Source organism: Streptococcus gingivalis, assembly GCF_035544715.1.
In the GTDB taxonomy this organism is placed as follows: Bacteria; Bacillota; Bacilli; order Lactobacillales; family Streptococcaceae; genus Streptococcus; species Streptococcus gingivalis.
Genome location: NZ_JAYKTO010000001.1, coordinates 151359 through 170261, shown reverse-complemented (window position 1 = coordinate 170261; position 18903 = coordinate 151359). Strand labels below are relative to the sequence as shown.

Here is an 18903-nt window from a genome sequence, read left to right as displayed (position 1 = left end):
CTTTCATAAGTTTTTCTATTTTAGAATTACTTCCTAGGATACGATTGAAATCAGCAAGCTGAATCGTCCCTTTGTATCTTGTTATTTCACTGCGCCGTTGCTCATTCCTGCTATGATATGGCGTTGGAAGAAGAGATAGACAATGGTGATACTGATAATGCCGACCACGTAAGAGGCAAAGCTTGGTCCGTAGTCATTGAAATATTGGCCTGCGTAGTTGTATTGGAACAAAGGCAGGGTCCACATTTTAGAATCTCGGTTCAAGACAAGGAGTGGCAACATGAAGTCATTCCAGAACCAAAGGGCATTGATGATCATGGTTGTCGCATGCATCGGTTTCATCATTGGGAAGATGATGCGGAAATAGGTTGTAAATTTACCAGCACCATCGATTTCTGCTGCTTCATCCAAACTTTCTGGAATAGAGATTTTGATATACCCTACATAGAGAAAGAGGGTCTGTGGAATCGCATAGGTCAAGTAGAGCAAGATCAAACCAAAGGTGTTAGCTAAACCGAGTTTACTCATCATAACCGTAATCGGAATCATGATGACTTGGAAAGGTACGAAAATCCCAAGAATCAAGAGGGTGTACATGATGGTAAAGGCTTTTCTCTTACTCATATTACGTGCGATGGAGTAGGCTGCCATGGGGATAAAGATCATTACTGCAAGTAAAGACAAGACAGTGATGACGACAGAGTTCCAATAATAGCCTCCGATCCCATCAGCCAAGAGACGGCTGAAGTTGTCCCATGTGAAGTTGGTTGGAAATCCAAAGAAATTGTCTACGATATCCTTGGTTGGTTTGAAGGAACTAAAGAGGGTGGCAAGGAGTGGCACTAAAATCAGAACCGATCCTAGAATCAATAGAATGTATTTGCCAATCAAGGCTTTTCTTTCATCTTGTTTCATCGTGCTTCTCCTCTTAAATTTCAAATTTCTTAGATACTCTCAATTGGATGATCGAAATCACTACAATCAAGAAGAACAAGATTACGGCAATGGCATTGGCATAACCGAATTGGTTATTTTTAAAGGCATAGTTATAAACCAAGAGTCCAAGTGAGGTTGTGGCATTGTTTGGACCCCCACCAGTCATGGCAAAGACTTGGTCAAAGGCGGTAAGCCCACCTTTTAGGGCTAGGATAAAGACCATAGAGACACTTGGTAGTAAGTAAGGCAATTCAACATTCCAGAAGACTTGCTTGCTCGTCGCACCATCGATTCTTGCTGCTTCTGTAATTTCAGATGGGATAGATTGCAGACCAGCTAGGAAGATAATGATGGGCATAGCTACTCCTTGCCAAAGAAGGACAAAGACAGCCGCGAAGATCGCTCCCCACTTAGTCCCTAAAAGACTGGTTTGAAGAAACTCGATATGAAGGGCATTCCCAATTGCTGGAAGACCGTAGTTGAAGACTTGTTTGAAAATCAGAGCCACTGTCAAACCAGACAAAACTGCTGGGAAGAAGAACCAAGCACGAAAGAAGGTTTGGCCTTTGATCTTAGAGTTCAAGACACGCGCAATGAAGATCCCAAGGGCAATCTCACCAACTACCATAGCAATCGTGATGATTGCAGTAAAGCCAATAGCATTCATGAATTTTGGATCCATAAAGAGGAGCTTAAAGTTGTTCAAGCCGACAAACTTGTAGTTATAGGTCAAACCTGTCCAGTTGGTAAAACTGTAAAAGGCTCCTTGGAACATTGGCACATAGAAGAAAATTGCTTGTAATAAGAGGGGAATGACCACAAAAGCCCATGCCCAATATTTTTGTAATACTTTTTTCATTGTCTCTCTACTCCTAATCCACATCCGCTTTCATCGGGTTAAAGAAGGCATTCAAATCATTGACCATTCCTTGTTTATCACCTGTCAAGACATAGTTCATCGTCAAGGTATGGAAGTCTGCTTCACTGGTCCAGTATTGTTGCAACCACACCAAGTGACGATCCGTAAAGGCATATTTGGTCATCCCAGCAAGCGGTGAATCCTCTCCTGCTTGTTTGACCCCTTCGATCGCTGTTGGAGATCCGTCCACATCATAGTACTTTTGCATGACTTCTGGACGGGTCATGTATTCCACAAAGGCATTGGCTTCTTTTGGATGTTTGGTAGTAGCAGAGATAGACCATGCTAAGTCTCCCGCACCAACGGTTAAGCTTTGTCCTTTTTCTTTCCCTGGAATCATGAAGGTCCCAATCTTAAAATTCGGTTTTTGTTCATTGATCGCGGTGATAGCCCAAGATCCATTTGGTGTCATGAGGACATCCCCACGCGCGAAGGCTCCGATAACGTCTGTATAACCTGCACCTTCCCAGTTCTTTTGCTTCGAACCTTTAATGCGAAGGATATCCATGACCTTGATGTCATCTTTCATAATCGGATCAGACAATTTAATGGAATTTGGCTTAGAATAACGAAGGTATTGGTTGGCTTCTTTTCCTCCACCTGCTGCTGTCGCAAAGGCCAATTGATTGTAACCATTGAGGGTCCAAGCTTCTGCTCCTGCAATCCCAAATGGGGTTTGTCCTTTGGCAACGATGTCTTTTACCAACTGTTCAAATTCGTCCCAAGTTTCAGGAACCTTCAAGCCCAATTCTTCGAATTTATCTTTGTTGTAGTAGATTCCGTAAGCATTGGCTGTAAAAGGAACGTTGTAGACTTTTCCGTTCACGGCATATTTTTCAGGGTAGCCATTTTTTACGCGTTTGAGATAATCTTTATTGCTCAAATCTTCGAAGACACCCGCTTTCGCCCATTCTTGCAGTTCAATGGACTGTGGGTAAATATTGACCACATCTGGCACATCTCCTGCGAGGACACGTGTTTTCAATACTTCACCACCATTTGGTACATTGACAACTTTGACCTTGACCTTTGGATTTTCCTTTTCAAAATCACGCGCGATTTCTTCCAAGGTTTTGGTCATTTCTTTTTTCTGGTTGAAATACTCGATGGTCACTGTGCCATCCGCAGATTTTCCATCGTTGGAGCAAGCACCGAGCCCAAACAAGGCTAGGCCTGTAGTCGCAAGAAGTCCGATTTTTTTATACCATTTCATTTGGCTGTCTCCTTTTATTTTTTGACAAAAACATATTGTTTAGTGAGGAAATCTCCCTGAGGAAGAACGACGGTTAAGCCGGCGTACATGAGCTCAGCTCCTGAATAGACTTGGTCCGTCCCTTTTAAGCTATAGAGCGCATCTTCTTCCAATCCTTTGAGTTTCAGGGTCGGCTCGATCTCCTCAACCGTTGATAAGACCCGTACATAAGTTACAACCGTGCGATCTTGATAAGTGAACTGGACGGCTGCTTGATTGCTACCTTGGCTTGGATTAATCAAGCGGTAGTGTTTTCCGAACTGAACAAGTGGTCGAATCGTTTTGTAATGAGCGACTTGAGCTGCGATCCGATCCAACTCTTCTTGCAGAAGACTGGTTAGATCCAATTCATAGCCCAGATTTCCCATCATGGCTACATGACCACGCGTTTCAAGTGGTGTCATCCGTCCCATCTGGTGATTTGGCACCGCTGATACGTGAGCCCCCATAGAAATGGTAGGATAGAGGTAGCTAGAACCGTACTGGATTGGAAGTCTGGCAATGGCATCCGTATTGTCGCTTGCCCATACCTGAGGGAAGTAACGCATCATACCGAGGTCATTGCGGCCACCACCACCAGAGCAAGATTCAAAGAGGATGTTCTCGTACTTCTCTGTTAAGTAAGAAACCACTTCATAGAGACCCAAGATATACGCATGGGATTGCATCTTGGTTTCAAGGTAGGTTTTCCCATTTCCAAGTTTGGTGATATTGCGGTTCATATCCCATTTGATATAGTCGATCTCATGGTTTCCAAGTAAGTCATCCAAGACCTGCTTGATATAAGCCACTACTTCTTTATTAGCGAAATCGAGCACCAGTTGATTCCGTGAATAGGTGTGTTCATAGCCTGGGACTTGAATAGCCCAGTCCGGATGAGCCCGATAGAGGTCGCTATCAACAGAAATCATTTCTGGCTCCACCCAAAGGCCAAATTGAAGTCCTTTGCCGTGGATGCCCTGGATCAGTTCTGCAAGGCTTCCTCCTAATTTTTCTTCATTGACAGTCCAGTCACCGAGGGCCCGATTATCATCATAGCGATTGCCAAACCAGCCATCATCAAGAACAAAGAGCTCGATTCCCACTTTTTGAGCCTCATCTGCCAGCTCCAATAATTTTTCTTTCTTGAAATCAAAGTAGGTCGCTTCCCAGTTGTTGATAAGAATTGGACGTTCTTTATGGGCAAAGGGGCTAGGAATGATATGGTCTTGGACAAATGCTTGACTCTCTTGACTGATACCGGTCAATCCCTCATGTGAGTAGCTGATCATTGCTACCGGCGTATCAAAGCTCTGATTCGGTGCCAACTCCCAGGAGAAGTTTTCTGGATTGATTCCCAATCCAACCCGAATTTCATTGATTTGATTCTTTTGAACAAATCCTTCAAAATTTCCACTGTAGAGCAGTTGGAAGGCAAGGGCAGAACCGGCATCTTCTGTCACTTCATGATCGGCAAGGATGAGGGCCGGGGTCTGGGCGTGTCCTGAAGCACCACGATTGGAGCTGATGGAGAAGATTCCTTGCTCCACTTGCTGACGGCGAACTGTTTTTTCTCTCGCATAGGCTCCTTGCAGAGTGATGATATCGTAATCACTGGCTGGCAGATCGGCCAACACACTAAGAGCCTTGTGGATCACGACGGTTTCATCACTACAGTTTTCAATTTTTGAAAAGCTGGTGATGGTTGCCCGATCCTCGTAGGCTGTGTAATAGAGGGTCAAACGCAGGGCCGCTTGATCATCTTCAAAGACCAAGGCCAAGGTTTCAGTACTATCTACTGTATGTGGATTGGGAAGACCAGTTGCCTCGACACTGCCAGAGTAGATATTGGCTCCGACATAGAGGAAATCCGTCACCTCTGTGGCGCCGTGCTGGATTTGAATAGACGGCTTTCGGAAATCTCCAAGCCCGTGCTGTCCTAGGATCTGACGCTGGGTATCCAAGCTGAAGGTTCGATTGTCAGGTGTTGGATTTCCAGAGAAAGCATGATCCTTCTCATGCACCGTATTGAAAAAATGATAAGACGGGATCGGACGTCCCAGATGCTTAAGCATCAGGTAGCCATCTCGATTTTCAAGGATCAGGCTCAGTCCCTTACTTTCTACATAGAACAAATTCTGTTCAATACGAATTGCCATATCTTCCTCCATTGGACCCGAAAAATATCACTATGTATTTTTAAATTCAGTTCCAATAACTTTCTTTTTTAACATGTCTTTATTTTACATAATGTAAACGTTTACTAAAATAGAATTTTGTTGGACATATATGGTAAAATGTTAGGTAGGAGGTTTACCTATGTTAGTCTTTTCTGAATACCAAACTGATACCATTGACCTAGCCCTTGATTTTTATGGCTACGAAGATTGCCCGAAGAACTATGAATTTGGCCCCAGCGTTCGGGACAATTTTGTTCTGCATTATATCACCAAGGGAAAAGGTGTCTTCCGCTTCAATAATAAAGAAATCAACCTAGAAGCCGGGGATCTCTTCCTTCTCCCCAAAAATAAAGTGACCTACTACAAGGCAGATGAAGAAGAACCTTGGTCCTACTACTGGATTGGCATCAGTGGCACCAAGGTGAGTGATTTCATGCGTTTTTCAACCCTGCATGCAAAAGGTTTTCTAAAGAAAACAGAGGTGGAAACAGAAAAGATCGGCCAGTTTATGGAGCGACTCGTCCACAAGGCAGAGGCTTCGAAAATGACTTCTCACTACCAACTCCACCTACTCTCGCAGATTTATGAACTGCTCTTTCTCATCAGTGAAGTGGCTCCCGATATCCATCGGAGCCATCCATCTCCAACCTATCAACTCTATCTGACCTGTAAGCATGTGATTGAGACGCATTACGCTAAAGAGCATCTCAGTATTCAAGAGATCGCTGATGACCTCAATGTCCATCGCTCCTACCTAACAACTGTTTTTAAGGAGTTTCACCAGATCTCTCCCAAAGAATTCCTGCACTCGGTCCGCATGCAACGTGCCCAGCAGTTACTGACCAATACAGACGAAAGCATCAAGATCGTGGCTTACTCGGTTGGCTTTTCAGATCCCCTTTATTTTTCAAAGGCCTTTAAGGCCTATAGCCACCTGACTCCTAGCCAATATCGCAGCAAACATAAAATTTAGTAAAAATTTATTTCTTTTTACTAGCATTTAGAGTATACTGGAACTAGTAAGCAATAAAGGATGAACTATGGCAACGATTAAAGAAATTGCGGAAAAAGCAGGCGTTTCACAAGCAACGGTCTCTCGCGTCCTCAACCAGGATGCGACCTTATCGGTCGGAGAAGACACGCGCAGTCGGATTCTTCGCATCGCTGAGGACCTGCATTACCAAAAGAAAAGCCGCAAAACAGCGCCTCAACCAGTTGAAGATTTTCATAAAATCGTCATCTTTGAATGGTACACACGCGAAGAAGAATTAGATGACCTCTACTACTATGCCATTCGGATGGGGTTAGAAAAACAAGCCCAGGAATTAGGCTATGAGATCTTTCGTATCTTCAATAATGACGATTGGTCCTTGATTCAAGAGGCAGACGGCATCATCGCTCTTGGAAAATTCAGTCCCAAGACCATTCGAGATCTAGAAAGCTACGGCAAACCCCTTATTTTTGTCGATAGCAACACCCTCTATCTAGGGCATTCCTGTGTGACGACCGATCTAGAAGATTCTGTCATCACGGCTCTCGAATATTTCCTTGATCATGGCCACAAGGAGATCGGGCTCTTGGTCGGGCAGGAAGAGACGGCAGATGCGACACCGCTACAGATGGATCCCCGTCAACGGACCTTTCAACAGTTTCTCACGGAAAAAGGACTTTATGAGGAGCGCTTTGTCTCTGTTGGTCAATTCTCAACTGAGTCAGGTTATCAGATGATGGAGCAGCTGATTCAAGACTTGGGCGACGTCTTGCCAACTGCCTTTTTCATGGCTAGTGATGCCTTAGCTGTTGGAGCCCTGCGGTCTCTTCAGGAGCACCAAATCGCAGTTCCTGATCGCGTCAGTCTCATTTCCTTCAATGATACATCGATTGCTAAGTATGTTTTTCCCGCTCTCTCTACAGTAACCGTCTACACAGAAGAAATGGGCAAGCAAGCTATTCAGATGTTGCGGCAGACCTTTCAAGGGGCTCAACCAAGTGTTCCCTATATGGTCAAATTAGCCACCAAACTCACGATTCGAGACAGCAGTCGTTAGGAGGTCTTATGAAAACACACGAAATCCTCTTTCAGACCCTTTCTCAGGCAGATGATTATGTCAACGGGGAGCAGCTGGCGCAAGAACTAGGTGTTTCCCGCACCTCTATCTGGAAGGCCATCCAACGGCTAGAAAAAGATGGGGTCGTCATCGAATCCCTCAAAAAGAAGGGCTACAAATTGGTCTCAGGCGATATTCTGCTTCCTGAAGTGATCGCAAAAAATACCCAATTGACTGTTTCCTTAAACGAACAATGTAGCTCCACCCAATTGGACGCCAAATTAGGCATAGAAGCCCATCAAGAAGGCAAGGCGCTCTACCTAGCTAATTCGCAGGCTGCAGGAAAAGGCCGCTTTGGTCGTGACTACTACTGCCCTGATCAAGGGGGCATCTACATGTCCCTTCATCTCAAGCCTCAACTGCCCCCTGCGGAGCTCCCCCCTTATACCCTCATGGTCGCTGGAGCCATCTTCAAGGCTATTAAAAACCTGACCCTGATCGATATCGATATCAAGTGGGTCAACGATATTTACTACCGCCATAAAAAAATTGGGGGAATCCTCACCGAAGCTATCACGTCCATCGAGACTGGTCTCGTCACGGATGTCATTATCGGAGTCGGTCTCAATTTAGCCATTCCTACTTTCCCAGAAGAGCTAGAAAGTAAGGCAGGTTCCTTATTTGAAGGGCCTTGTCCCATCACCCGCAATGACCTCATCAGTGAGATCTGGAAGGAATTCTTCCAAACAGATGTCGATGAACTGGTCTACCTCTACAAAGAGCGCTCCCTGGTCCTAGGACGAACTGTCACTTTTGAGCAGAACCAACAGACCTATCAAGGCCTCGCCAAAGACATCTCTGATACCGGCCAACTCTTGGTCCAATTAGACAATCAAGAAGAAATCTGGCTCAATAGCGGAGAAATCTCCCTTAAGCAGTGGAATCTATAAAACAGAGATCACAACTCACAAAAGAGTCTGGGACAAAACGCTGTCTCAGACTCTTTTGTATGAAGAAATATCAAAAATTTTTAAACCAATTCTTGATAAATTCTAAGCATATATCTAGTAGGAATTTGATAAATAATAATACAATTCCAATCTTCACAAACATGTAATATTTAAATGTGGTGTCATCAAATTCACTCACAAAAATCGGAAAGGTGAGAATATTAGACGGATTGATAAGAAAATAAAGTGAGATACAAATAGATAAAACCAACGCCACTATAAAAAATTTTTTATGTATTTGCATTTTTTACCCTACCCTTTCTTGTTTTACAACATTAAATACCAATCACCAATTTTATATAGCCTGATTCATTCTTTTCCTCCTCTTTCTAACAGGCTATTTTCTAGTCCTTACACCTTCATCATATACAAATTTCAAAATAATACAAGTCTGTTTTTCTAATTATTTTTATGGTATAATAATAAAGTTGGAGTGATAAATAAAAGCTCAGCAACTATCTTAGTAAACTCTATAAAATTAACTTTTTAGATAACAGCGTGATATATTTAAGCTACTAAACAGTTCAATTCAGTATGTTTTTGCCTTACTTTTAAATCATGATATTGAAAATACCAAAAGCGCCTTCCGAAATTCAATTAAATTTCAACATTTTTAATTACTCTCAATATGAAAGTCCTTTCCAAATCCATGCAGGGGGCATCTAAATCAACAGGAAAAGCCTTGAAATCAAGGCTTTTTTTTCTTGTCTATAGCAGATTTATTTTTGTATTCATTAACAATTAATAATTGAGAATCAAATTGAACACAGTAAACAAATCCGATTCTTTCATACTCTACCAAACACCATCCCCCTATTATCCCCCCACTTGTGGTATGATGGTAGAGTATGTTTAGGTGCTAGCAACACTGCTCGAGCACCTCCGTGCTATAAGGAGAACGAATATGAAAATCGCATGGAATGAAATTAAATACCAGCCCAAGAAGTTTATCCTGATTGAACTCCTCATTACCATCCTCATGTTTATGGTGGTGTTCTTGTCCGGTCTGACAAATGGACTGGGCCGGTCGGTATCGGCCCAAATCGATAACTATGGGGCCCTGCACTACATCCTTTCGACGGATTCAGAAGGGATTATCCCCTTTTCAACCATTACGGCGAAAGATGTAGATGAGGTCCAAAAGATAGAGGGGATGGACTATTCTGGCTTGTCCATCCAGCGGGCAACCGTCTCAAAATCAGAGGATTCCAACACTCTGGACATCACCTACTTCGCGACCGATCACAATGAAAAAGAGATCCTCAATCCAATCATGGAGGATACAGACATCAAGATCTCCGACTTAAAGAAAAACGAGGTCATTCTGGACCATTCTTTCAAAGAGGATGAGGGAATCCAAGTCGGCGATCACGTGATCGATAAAACTTCTAATCAAAAACTCAAGGTCGTGGCCTTTGCGACAAATGCTAAATACGGCTATAGTGAGATTGGCTTTATCAGCTCGGAGACCTACACAGGCATGCGGCAAAAAACAGATCCAAGCTATCAATGGCAAGCCCAAACCCTTGTGACCAAGAAGAGCATCACTTCTAGTGATCTATCCAGTAACTTAATGGTGGCAGATAAGAAGCAAGTGATCGATAAAATCCCTGGCTACAAGGCTCAAAACCTGACGCTACGGATGATCACGTGGGTGCTGCTACTTGCTTCCTCTGCTATCCTTGGAGTCTTCTTCTATATCCTCACCCTGCAGAAGTTGAAACAGTTCGGTGTCTTGAAGGCCATTGGCATGTCCATGAGCCAGATTACCTATGTCCAATTATCCCAGTTCACCATCATCTCCCTCATCGGAGTACTGCTGGGTCTTGGCTTGGCAACCATGATGGCGCCATTTTTACCCAATAGCGTCCCTTCCTTTATGACCCTGAAAGACAACCTCACCATCTCGGTTAGCTTTATCTTGACCTCTATTTTGTGTGGTGCCTTGTCCCTTGTTAAAATCAAAAAAGTAGATCCAATCGAAGTCATTGGTGGAAATGGAGAATAAGATGGCCATTATTGCATTAGAAAATATCAGAAAATCCTACGCCGATGGCAACCAGATGCACCATGTCCTCAACCAGCTGAATTTAAGCGTCGAACCCAACGAATTTGTCGCCATCTTGGGCCCATCAGGATCTGGTAAATCCACTCTCTTAGCTATCGCTGGTTTACTCTTATCAGCGGACGAGGGGCGGATTTCTATCGCTGGCCAAGACTTGACTGGCCTCAACCAAGGCCAGTGGACGCAAAAACGGCTGGAATTACTCGGCTTTATCTTTCAAGATCACCAGCTCCTCTCCTATATGAAAATCGGTGACCAGTTAGAACTAGTGGCCAAATTGAAGGGAGAAAAGGACAAGAAAAAACGCCAAGAGGAAGTCAAAGCCTTGTTGGCAGATCTTGGTATTGAAGCTTGTTACCACCAATACCCGAATCAGATGTCTGGTGGGCAAAAACAACGGGCAGCCATCGCTCGGGCCTTTATCGGAAATCCACAGGTCATCTTAGCTGATGAGCCAACCGCTAGCCTAGACCCAGATCGAGGGCAAGAAATCGCCCAATTGATCCGAAAAGAAGTCAAATCCAAAAACAAGAGCGCCATCATGGTGACCCATGACCGCTCCATCCTGACCTATGTAGATACCATTTATGAATTAAAACATGGTCAATTGCTAAAGGTCGAAAAAGTTGATTAAATGCAAATTAGCGAACAAGAGTCTCTCTTGTTCGCTAGTTTTTTATTCTTACGGATCTTTAGGCAGTTCCATACGGAAGCGTAAGCCCATAGCCGTTTTATCAAATTGATAGGCCAGTTCTTCATGGTCCAGCAAGTGTTGGACCACAAAGAGCCCCAAGCCACCTTCCTTCTTCTGGCGGCTAGCAGTCATTGGCATCTCAGCGGTCTCTACCATTTCTTGACTGGTATTTTCAACAGCCAAGTGCGTCCCTTCTTCTTCGAGACGGAGCTGGATCTTTCCACCGGCATCCGAATGCTTAACGGCATTACTGATGACATTTGAGAGGACCAATTTCAGAATGGCTGGGTCCATATAAACTGCTTTGTCAGGGATTTGATTGTCAATCGTGAGCGCGCGGGATTGAGCCAAGACCTTGTACTGGTCGAGGATCTGCTCTAAGACCTGATCCAGCTGGATCCACTCCTTGTCTCCGGCCAATTCTTGGACAGAAGACAGGGAAAGGATTTCCAGGACGATCTGGTTCATCTCATCGACGATATCGAGGGAGACCGCCAGGTAGCGGTCCCGGTCCTTGTAGCGGCCGATCTTATCCCGCATATTTTCTAGGATAATCTTCAAGCTGGCCAGAGGCGTCTTGAGCTCATGCGAAGCCCCACGTAGGAATTCCACCTTCATCTGCTCCAACTTCAGATTTTCCTGTTTCTGCTGCTCTAGATTGTCGATCACCTCTAAAAGATGGTGATAGAGGTCGTTGATCTGTTGCTTGAGAACGCCGATCTCATCCTGCGAATGGATGGGGAGACTGGCTGTCCGATCCAGCCGTTTCATCCGCTTGGTCATCTGCTTGATTTCAAGGATCGGAGCAGAAATCATGCGTGCATAGAGATAGGAGGCAATCAGTGACAGAACAAAGGAAGCCAGGAGACTATAGGGAAGAAAGCCCAGACTGATGTCCCGCGCTTCCTTTTGCGAATCGACGGTCGCTAAGAATTGCAGGGTTAAGTCCTTCCCTTCCTTGGTCTGAATAATTCGCTCTTCAATGACCAGCGAATTATTCTGGCTATCAGGGTTCAGGAGCAAGTCATCCTTAACCTCTAGGGCATTTTGTTTTTCCTTGCCCTTAATCGAGACCTTGATATCATTGGTCTTGGAATAAAGGTCGATGACCGACTCAATGGTCCCTTCTTCCTGACCCTGGAAACTTTTAGCCAGGGCTTGCGATTTCTTCAAAATTGTCTGGCGCTGGGACTCGATATAGGTCGATGGAAAAATAAAGTAAACCGAAGCATGGAGAAGGATGACTAAGCTACTAAAAAGGGCAAAGGTGATCAGAAAGATTTTTGCAAAGATACTCCGTTTGGTCATGGTCTCTCCAATTTATAGCCGACATTGCGTACCGTAACGATACAGTCCAGCTCTAGTTTTTTTCGTAGTTCCTTGATATAGACATCGATCACCCGGTCAAAAGGAATCTCCTCCGTCTCCTTCCAGACGGCATCGAGGATCTGAGAGCGGGTCCGGGCCTTACCCTCATGCTGGAGCAAGTATTCCAATATTTCCAACTCCTTGGCATTCATGGAAATGGCTTGGCCTGCTAGGCTGGCTGTGTAGCTCTCAAAATCCACCCGTGCCTCTCCATAGGTGAAGACCCGGGAAGGTTGAAGTTTTTTAAAAATAGCTTCGATACGGACCTTCAAGAGGGACAAGGAGAAGGGTTTTTCCAGATAGCCATCTGCCAACTCTCCAAAGGCCGTCAACTTATAGTCCTCATCATGGAAGGCCGTTAGCATCAGGACAGGGACTGAGCTGGTCTTCCGGATCGTCTTGAGCACTTCCAAGCCATTGAGGATGGGAAGCTGGATATCCAGCAAGACTATATCCGGCGCTTCTCTGTGAAAGAGGTCCAGGGCCTCCTGCCCATCGCCTGCTTCAAAGACTTCATAGCCACATTCCATGAGATAGTCGCTCATCCCTTCGCGAATCAGGACTTCATCTTCTACGATTAGTATCTTCATACACTTTCCTTTTTATCTAAGAAACTTCTACCTCCTATTATACCCTATTTCTATTTTAGGAAACAATCTCTTATTCGACATCCACCAAAAGTTCCTTTGGTTTCTTATGCAAGAGCCATTGTGAAGAAAGGATGGATACGAGAATCAAGAGAAGGCCACCGACCAAAACAATCACCAGCAATTGGCTCGGTTGGATGTCCATATGGATATCTGTCAGGGTCTTACTGAAGCTTTCTGCTTCAGCTCCTCCACCAAGGTTAGCGGCAGAGGATTCTTGAGCCATTTGTTTGGCAATGCCACTGGTTACGTTTTTGAGCACTGTATCTCCTACTGCTTTGGCAAGAAGACCTGCTACTCCATAGGAGAGGAGGAAGGCTGGAATGGAAATCATGACCAATTCTGCCACAAATTGCCCTGCAATCTGTACCTTAGAAAGCCCTAGAGCCAGTAAGATACCCACTTCTCTGCGACGGGCATTGAGCCACAAGACGAGGAGAAGGGTGAGAAGCAAGCTAGCAAAGATGAGGCTACCGATAAACAAGTAGTCCGCCACTTGGAACATGCTGCTGATGGATTTTTGCAAGGCTGGGTAGTTGGAAGAGCTCTTAACCAGGTCATAGAGGTTCCAGTCAATATCGAGTGCTTTGATTTTTTCGATCAAGGCATCCAGGTCCTGATCCCCTTTGGCAAAGAAGGTTGCATCCTCATAGGTAGCTGTTTGGACGGTATTGCCATAGAGTTTAGCAGCTGTATCCAGGTCAGAAATGAGGGTATCTTCATACAATTCTTGTGCGTAAGTTAGAGGAGCTTGGTTCTTCCCTGAGAACAAGCCCTTGATGGTCACTTCGACAGTTTCATTGGCCCCTTTTTCATTGTCAGCATCGTAGAGATTGGACTTGAGACGCACCTTATCGCCCACCTTAAGCCCATTCTTTTTCGCCAAATCTTCGTGCATGAGGATTTGGTTTTTGTCCTTATCCGTCAGATGCTCCCCTTGGACCAGTTTGTAAGCCCCAGAGACAAATTTATCTTCTTTTGAAGAGTCATTGACCCCCGTCACCATCAGGGTGTTTTTAAAGTATTTGGCCCGCTCTGGAGATTGATTTTGCAGGGTTTCTTCAGTCTCAATGATCTCGTGGTCTAGGATATCCGCGATGGCATTGATCCGCTTGATGGAGGAGGTGATTCCCTCTACCTGGCTGATTTTTTCGATATCTTCTCCTCTGAGATTCCCAGCTCCCCGAGGGGTTCCTGGATTGGTCCTGCGGTTGATCTGCATGGAGAAGCTATTGGTAATGGATCCCAGGCTTTCCGATGAAGCTTTTTGGGTCGCTCCCTTCATGGAGAGTCCGATCAAGCTCAAGGTCCCCATGAGGAGAATAATGGCAAAGAGCAAGAGAGACTTGGGCCATTTACGTGTGATATAAGCAAAAGCATTTCGCAACATAGCATTCCCTCCTTACTTGCTCTTCTCAACGAGGCTACGGCGACTCAATTCCAAGACCACATCGGAGGCCTCTGCCACTTCCTTACTGTGGGTGACGACGATGACACATTTTTGGCGCTCCTTGGCCAATTTCTTCAAAATGGCAATGATATCACCCGCTGTCTGTTCATCTAAGTTTCCTGTCGGCTCATCTGCCAAGATGACTGGTGCTTCTGAAACGAGCGCACGCGCAATAGCCACCCGCTGTTGCTGCCCGCCGGATAGTTGAAGGACATTGCGTTTGATTTGCGTTTCGTCCAATCCCAATTCCAAGAGAATGTCTTTCCCAGCTTGTTTGTTAACCAGGCGGACATTTTCAAGTGGCGTCAAATAATCAATCAGATTGTAATTCTGAAAGACCAGGGAAACATGGTGCTTGCGGTGGTAGCTAGACCCTTTGGTCTGAATATCCTCCCCATCAAAGAGAACCTGCCCCTTCTTGGGATTGTCCAAACCAGCCAAGAGGGAGAGGAGGGTCGATTTCCCTGCTCCAGACTGACCGATAATGCTGTAAAAGGTCCCATTTTCGAACTGATAGTTCACGTCTGAGAAGATCTCTTCTTGGTAGCTTTGGTAGCTATAGGCTACATGTTTGAGTTCTAACATAGGTGTCATTTCTCCTTAACTCATTTTTGTTAATATTTCTTTTGGGCTCTTGCGCCAGATCATGCTGGTCGTTACACCGAGCGACAGAAGGATCAAGCACAATAGGCTAGCATAGGCGATTCCTAAGGAAAGGCCTTGAGGGATTTGGTTGAGCAAGTCTAGGGTCTGCTGTTGACCGGTCTGTCCGACAAACTGCTCTAAGAAACGATGGCTGACCATCCGTCCGATGAGAAAGGCTGGAATCACCGCTAGTAAGGAGACCAGTACCACTTCCAAGAGGAACTGTCTAAAGATCCGGCCCTTGCTCTTCCCAATGGATAAGAGCACCCCGATTTCATGGATCCGCTCCCGTGTCCAGAGACTGAGTAAGAGCGATAGGGCACCGGCTCCAGTCACCAGGAGGACGATCATCATGATCCGTACCAGGCCTTCTAGGGTCTGAGAGGATTCCTTCATCTGGTCAAAGGCCTTGCGATCTTCGACCACGCGTAGCGATTGCCAATCCAGATCCAAGCTTTTAACTTGCTTCAAGAGCGCATCGATTTTCTCAGGATCTTTGACGCCAAAGGTGACCTGGGTCACTTCTTGCTGACTGAGACCAAGAAGCTTGGTCGCATCCTCATAAGAAAGGTAAACTTGGTTTTCACTCAAATCAGAGGTCATTCCTGTGAATTTCTCCTGTTTCTTACCTGAAAAGATCCCAACGATTTTAAAGGTTTGCTCTTTGGCAGGAGTCTCTCCCATCTGAAAGCTGGATAAGGTCAAGGAATCTCCGACCTTTAGCTTATTCTTCTTAGCCAACTCTTGGTGGATCAAGATCTGGCCACGAGCCTTATCAGATAAGTGCTTGCCTTGCACCAGTTGGAAACTGCCACTGCGGAAATCCAGGTGCTGGCCTGTCTTCTGGGTAAAGACAGCACCTAGCGCTTGCTTGGCTTCCTGACCCAGATCATCCCGCTCTACCGACTGCTGGCCGGTTATGGCTTCTTTGCCTATGATACGAACAGGACTTTCATATTGGGGGATCATGAATCCTACCCCAGCCAGCTGTTGCACCTTTTCAGCTTCCTTAAGAGCAAAGGGAGCATTCCCCTGCTTACTGGTCAGGGCAAAGCTAGTCCCAGCCGACTGTTTGATATGGTCCTCCAGCCTTCCTCCCACTTGCATCAGTGAAAAACAGAAATACAAGCAAGAGAGGATTAAGAGGAGAATCAAAAAGAGAACTAGATTCCTCGTTCTTTTTCGAGAAATATAGGCGATTGCCTGTTGTAAGAGCATGATCTCACCCTCCATTTCAAGGTCCACGACAATACAATGTGGACGCTTTCATCATTTGTTATAGTTATTATAGAAAAGAAATGTGAAATGTTTATGAAATAGAAAAAGTTTCCTAGATTTTCTAGGAAACTTTATTCGATTTACATAAAATTTCGTAAAACATACGTCCCACTTGCTTGACCTTATTTTTCAAAGACTCCTCCTTCTTGGATCTTTGAAAAGATCTGATCGGTCAGTCGAACATTCAAGAAGCTCCAAAGAGCAAAACCTCCAAAGGTAAAGAGATAAATAGCTGTCAGTAACCGTTCAGGACTACTGAGACTTATATAAATCACTGCCAGATTGAAAAAGACAAGAAAGATGGTTTGAATAGGATTTAAGAGAGCAATGAGGAAACTATTCAGACAGACCTTTCTTGTAGGGTCTTCAAAGAGGCCGATATAAGGGAAGATCAGGGTCATCCCTCCAAATAGAAGGACGATAAAAGGAAGCAAGATCCAAATCCCATACTCACTTAAGAAGGCCGTATTTGAAAAAAGACAGTAATCCAGATAAAGTAGCACTGATAAGCCTAGACAAGTCAACCAAATCACCGTCGCTTGCTTGAAATTAGCACGAAAGAGACGGAAAAAATGAAAGACGAGATCCGTATCTTCCCCTTTCAACAAGCGGTGCCACATGGTTGCTAAAGCCGTAACCGATGCACCGATCGTGAGAACTGGAAGGCAACAAACGATAAACAAGGTATTCAAGATAATGATGTCTGTAAACCGGGTCAAACCCTTGACCAAGCGTCCATCCAATGAAAATAATTTTTGCATTTCCTTCTCCTTGTTCTTCATCCCTATTTCTGCTACTTCCTCCAAGGAAGCACTCAGGGGCTTTAAGCCCCTGAGATACTTACTTTTATGAGCTTAGTCACTGTTACTTCACTTCTTTTTGGTAACGATCATAGGCATCTTGTTGAATCTTCATAAAGTCATCAATGCCCATCTTCTTCAAGGTTGCTTTGTAATCGTCCCATTCCTTTTCGATGCCACCTTCTACTACCCATTTAGAAGCTTGTTGGGTAACATAGGAGTTGATATCGACATAAATATTGGACAATTTGTTCAATTCTTCTTGAGAGTAGATGACATTTGGATAAGCTGGCAAAGCGTATTGTTTCAATTCTTTATCCATCTTCAATTTGAGCCCATCACCTTGCGTTTGGTCGATGTCGACATGACTATTGATATCATCTGACACATATTTTGGTCCAAAGTCACGAAGCGAATTGATCCAAGCCCATTCATCGGCTGATTTACCATCTTTTGGAGCCAAAACCTTGTATTTGTCGCCATCTTTTTCAGTCGCAATGCCAAAGGATCCATAGAAGTTTTGGATGCTGGCATCATCGGTGTAGAATTTATCCAACCATTTAAGCAATTTTGCAGGGTCCTTGCACTTATTCGTGATCAAGATTTCATTGCGGCCATAGTTCAAATGATCTGGGTCAGAAACGACATATTGTTTGCCATCCGGTCCTTTTAGTGCTGGAAGAGGAGCATATTCGTTAGCATGTTGGCCGAAGGTTGCATCAGCTGTCCAACCACTTGACACACCGACACGCGCCACTCCCTTGTCCATCCGTTTGGCAACAGACATAGAGGTATCTTCTGTAAAGAGTTCAGGATCGATCAAGCCTTTCTTGTAGGCTTCATGCATAGCCGCTATCCCTTGTTTATAACTATCTTCTGTCCGTAGGTAGACCGGTTTGCCATCTTTGACGGACATTTCATAGGTATTATCTCCACCTAGACGGTTGTTGAATGGCAAGATATAAGAGAAGGTCGGATCAAAGTTACCAGAACCAAATGGAATTTCATCATTGACATCGCCATTGCCATTGGCATCCTTATCCTTGAAAGCTTGTAAGACATTCACCAAGTCGTCATAGGTTTCTGGCATCTTCAAGCCAAGATTATCCAACCATTTCTTATTAATAAAGAGCTGGTTGCCGACGATTGGCCGCATTGGCAATTTCTTAGGCAGGCTGTAAATATGACCATCAGGGTTGGTCACCATGGCTTTTAATTTCGGTTCTTTTTCAAAGGCCTTGTTCAAATTTGGCATATTATCCTTGATCAAGTCTTCCAATGGAATGAACATATTTTGGTTCTGAGCGATTTCAGAATCCGTGAATGCATTGGATCCCAAGAAAGCGTCTGGTAAATCTCCACTGGCTACAAGGACAGATTTCTTATCAGACCAGTCTGCAGCCACCATGGTATCCCATTTGATCTTGATACCTGATTCCTTGGCTGAATCATCTAGAAAACCTTTGTGATAGTCTTCCCCCCAATCCGACCAACGAACGGTCGTGATCTTGAAGGTATTTCCATCATTCTTGTCATTGCTTGATTTATTTGTGGAAGCTCCACAAGCCGTCAAGCCAGCTAAAGCAGCTGCTCCAAGGAGCAGATAGGCAAATTTCCTGTTTTTCATGATCT

The 18903-nt window shown here is 44.6% G+C and carries 16 protein-coding genes; 5 read left to right on the top strand and 11 right to left on the bottom strand.

All coding sequences use genetic code 11. The features are described from left to right. Positions 1-81 precede the first annotated feature (81 nt). The 4 genes from SM122_RS00750 to SM122_RS00735 are packed head-to-tail and all read right to left on the bottom strand — an operon-like array spanning position 82 to position 5245. Entirely contained in the window at positions 82-915 is an 834-nt protein-coding gene (locus tag SM122_RS00750) for a carbohydrate ABC transporter permease (RefSeq protein WP_195915616.1), read from the bottom strand. Positions 916-928: 13 nt separating this feature from the next. Beyond that, positions 929-1795 carry a carbohydrate ABC transporter permease gene (locus tag SM122_RS00745; RefSeq protein ID WP_021153464.1) on the bottom strand — a complete coding sequence of 289 codons (867 nt, stop codon included), beginning with the start codon at positions 1793-1795 and terminating at the stop codon, positions 929-931. Between the two features lie 13 nt (positions 1796-1808). Continuing rightward, positions 1809-3068, bottom strand: a complete 1260-nt coding sequence (locus tag SM122_RS00740; protein WP_324737703.1) for an extracellular solute-binding protein — start codon at positions 3066-3068, stop codon at positions 1809-1811. 14 nt (positions 3069-3082) lie between these two features. Further along, positions 3083-5245, bottom strand: coding sequence for an alpha-galactosidase (locus SM122_RS00735; RefSeq protein ID WP_324737702.1), 2163 nt, complete (start codon positions 5243-5245; stop codon positions 3083-3085). Between the two features lie 160 nt (positions 5246-5405). Between SM122_RS00735 and SM122_RS00730 the strand changes: the two genes are divergently transcribed. From SM122_RS00730 to SM122_RS00710, 5 genes are all read left to right on the top strand, one after another. Continuing rightward, a complete protein-coding gene (locus tag SM122_RS00730; protein WP_324737701.1) occupies positions 5406-6239 on the top strand; it encodes an AraC family transcriptional regulator in 834 nt (277 codons plus the stop codon). 67 nt (positions 6240-6306) lie between these two features. Then, positions 6307-7314, top strand: coding sequence for a LacI family DNA-binding transcriptional regulator (locus SM122_RS00725; protein ID WP_324737700.1), 1008 nt, complete (start codon positions 6307-6309; stop codon positions 7312-7314). An 8-nt stretch (positions 7315-7322) separates the two neighbouring features. Continuing rightward, complete coding sequence (gene birA / locus SM122_RS00720; protein WP_324737699.1) at positions 7323-8264, top strand: bifunctional biotin--[acetyl-CoA-carboxylase] ligase/biotin operon repressor BirA; 942 nt, start codon at positions 7323-7325, stop codon at positions 8262-8264. 964 nt (positions 8265-9228) lie between these two features. Continuing rightward, positions 9229-10332 carry an ABC transporter permease gene (locus SM122_RS00715; protein WP_324737698.1) on the top strand — a complete coding sequence of 368 codons (1104 nt, stop codon included), beginning with the start codon at positions 9229-9231 and terminating at the stop codon, positions 10330-10332. A 1-nt stretch (position 10333) separates the two neighbouring features. Continuing rightward, a complete protein-coding gene (locus SM122_RS00710) occupies positions 10334-11023 on the top strand; it encodes an ABC transporter ATP-binding protein (RefSeq protein ID WP_247919618.1) in 690 nt (229 codons plus the stop codon). Between the two features lie 48 nt (positions 11024-11071). Here SM122_RS00710 and SM122_RS00705 read toward each other — a convergent pair whose 3' ends face one another. The 7 genes from SM122_RS00705 to SM122_RS00675 all read right to left on the bottom strand — a co-directional run bounded on the left by SM122_RS00705 (position 11072) and on the right by SM122_RS00675 (position 18898). Continuing rightward, positions 11072-12391 (bottom strand): sensor histidine kinase, encoded by a 1320-nt coding sequence (locus SM122_RS00705; protein ID WP_125826433.1) that lies wholly within the window; start codon positions 12389-12391, stop codon positions 11072-11074. After that, entirely contained in the window at positions 12388-13041 is a 654-nt protein-coding gene (locus tag SM122_RS00700; RefSeq protein ID WP_049498650.1) for a response regulator transcription factor, read from the bottom strand. The genes SM122_RS00705 and SM122_RS00700 overlap by 4 nt, the downstream gene beginning before the upstream one ends. A 70-nt stretch (positions 13042-13111) precedes the next feature. Next, positions 13112-14488: an ABC transporter permease gene (locus tag SM122_RS00695; RefSeq protein WP_324737697.1), complete on the bottom strand. Its 1377-nt coding sequence runs from the start codon at positions 14486-14488 to the stop codon at positions 13112-13114. Positions 14489-14500: 12 nt separating this feature from the next. Further along, positions 14501-15142 carry an ABC transporter ATP-binding protein gene (locus tag SM122_RS00690; RefSeq protein WP_155172136.1) on the bottom strand — a complete coding sequence of 214 codons (642 nt, stop codon included), beginning with the start codon at positions 15140-15142 and terminating at the stop codon, positions 14501-14503. 6 nt (positions 15143-15148) lie between these two features. Continuing rightward, entirely contained in the window at positions 15149-16411 is a 1263-nt protein-coding gene (locus tag SM122_RS00685; RefSeq protein WP_324737696.1) for an ABC transporter permease, read from the bottom strand. Between the two features lie 182 nt (positions 16412-16593). Then, positions 16594-17232: a YesL family protein gene (locus SM122_RS00680; protein WP_324737695.1), complete on the bottom strand. Its 639-nt coding sequence runs from the start codon at positions 17230-17232 to the stop codon at positions 16594-16596. 103 nt (positions 17233-17335) lie between these two features. Beyond that, positions 17336-18898, bottom strand: coding sequence for a type 2 periplasmic-binding domain-containing protein (locus SM122_RS00675; RefSeq protein WP_254726889.1), 1563 nt, complete (start codon positions 18896-18898; stop codon positions 17336-17338). Positions 18899-18903: the final 5 nt, after the last annotated feature.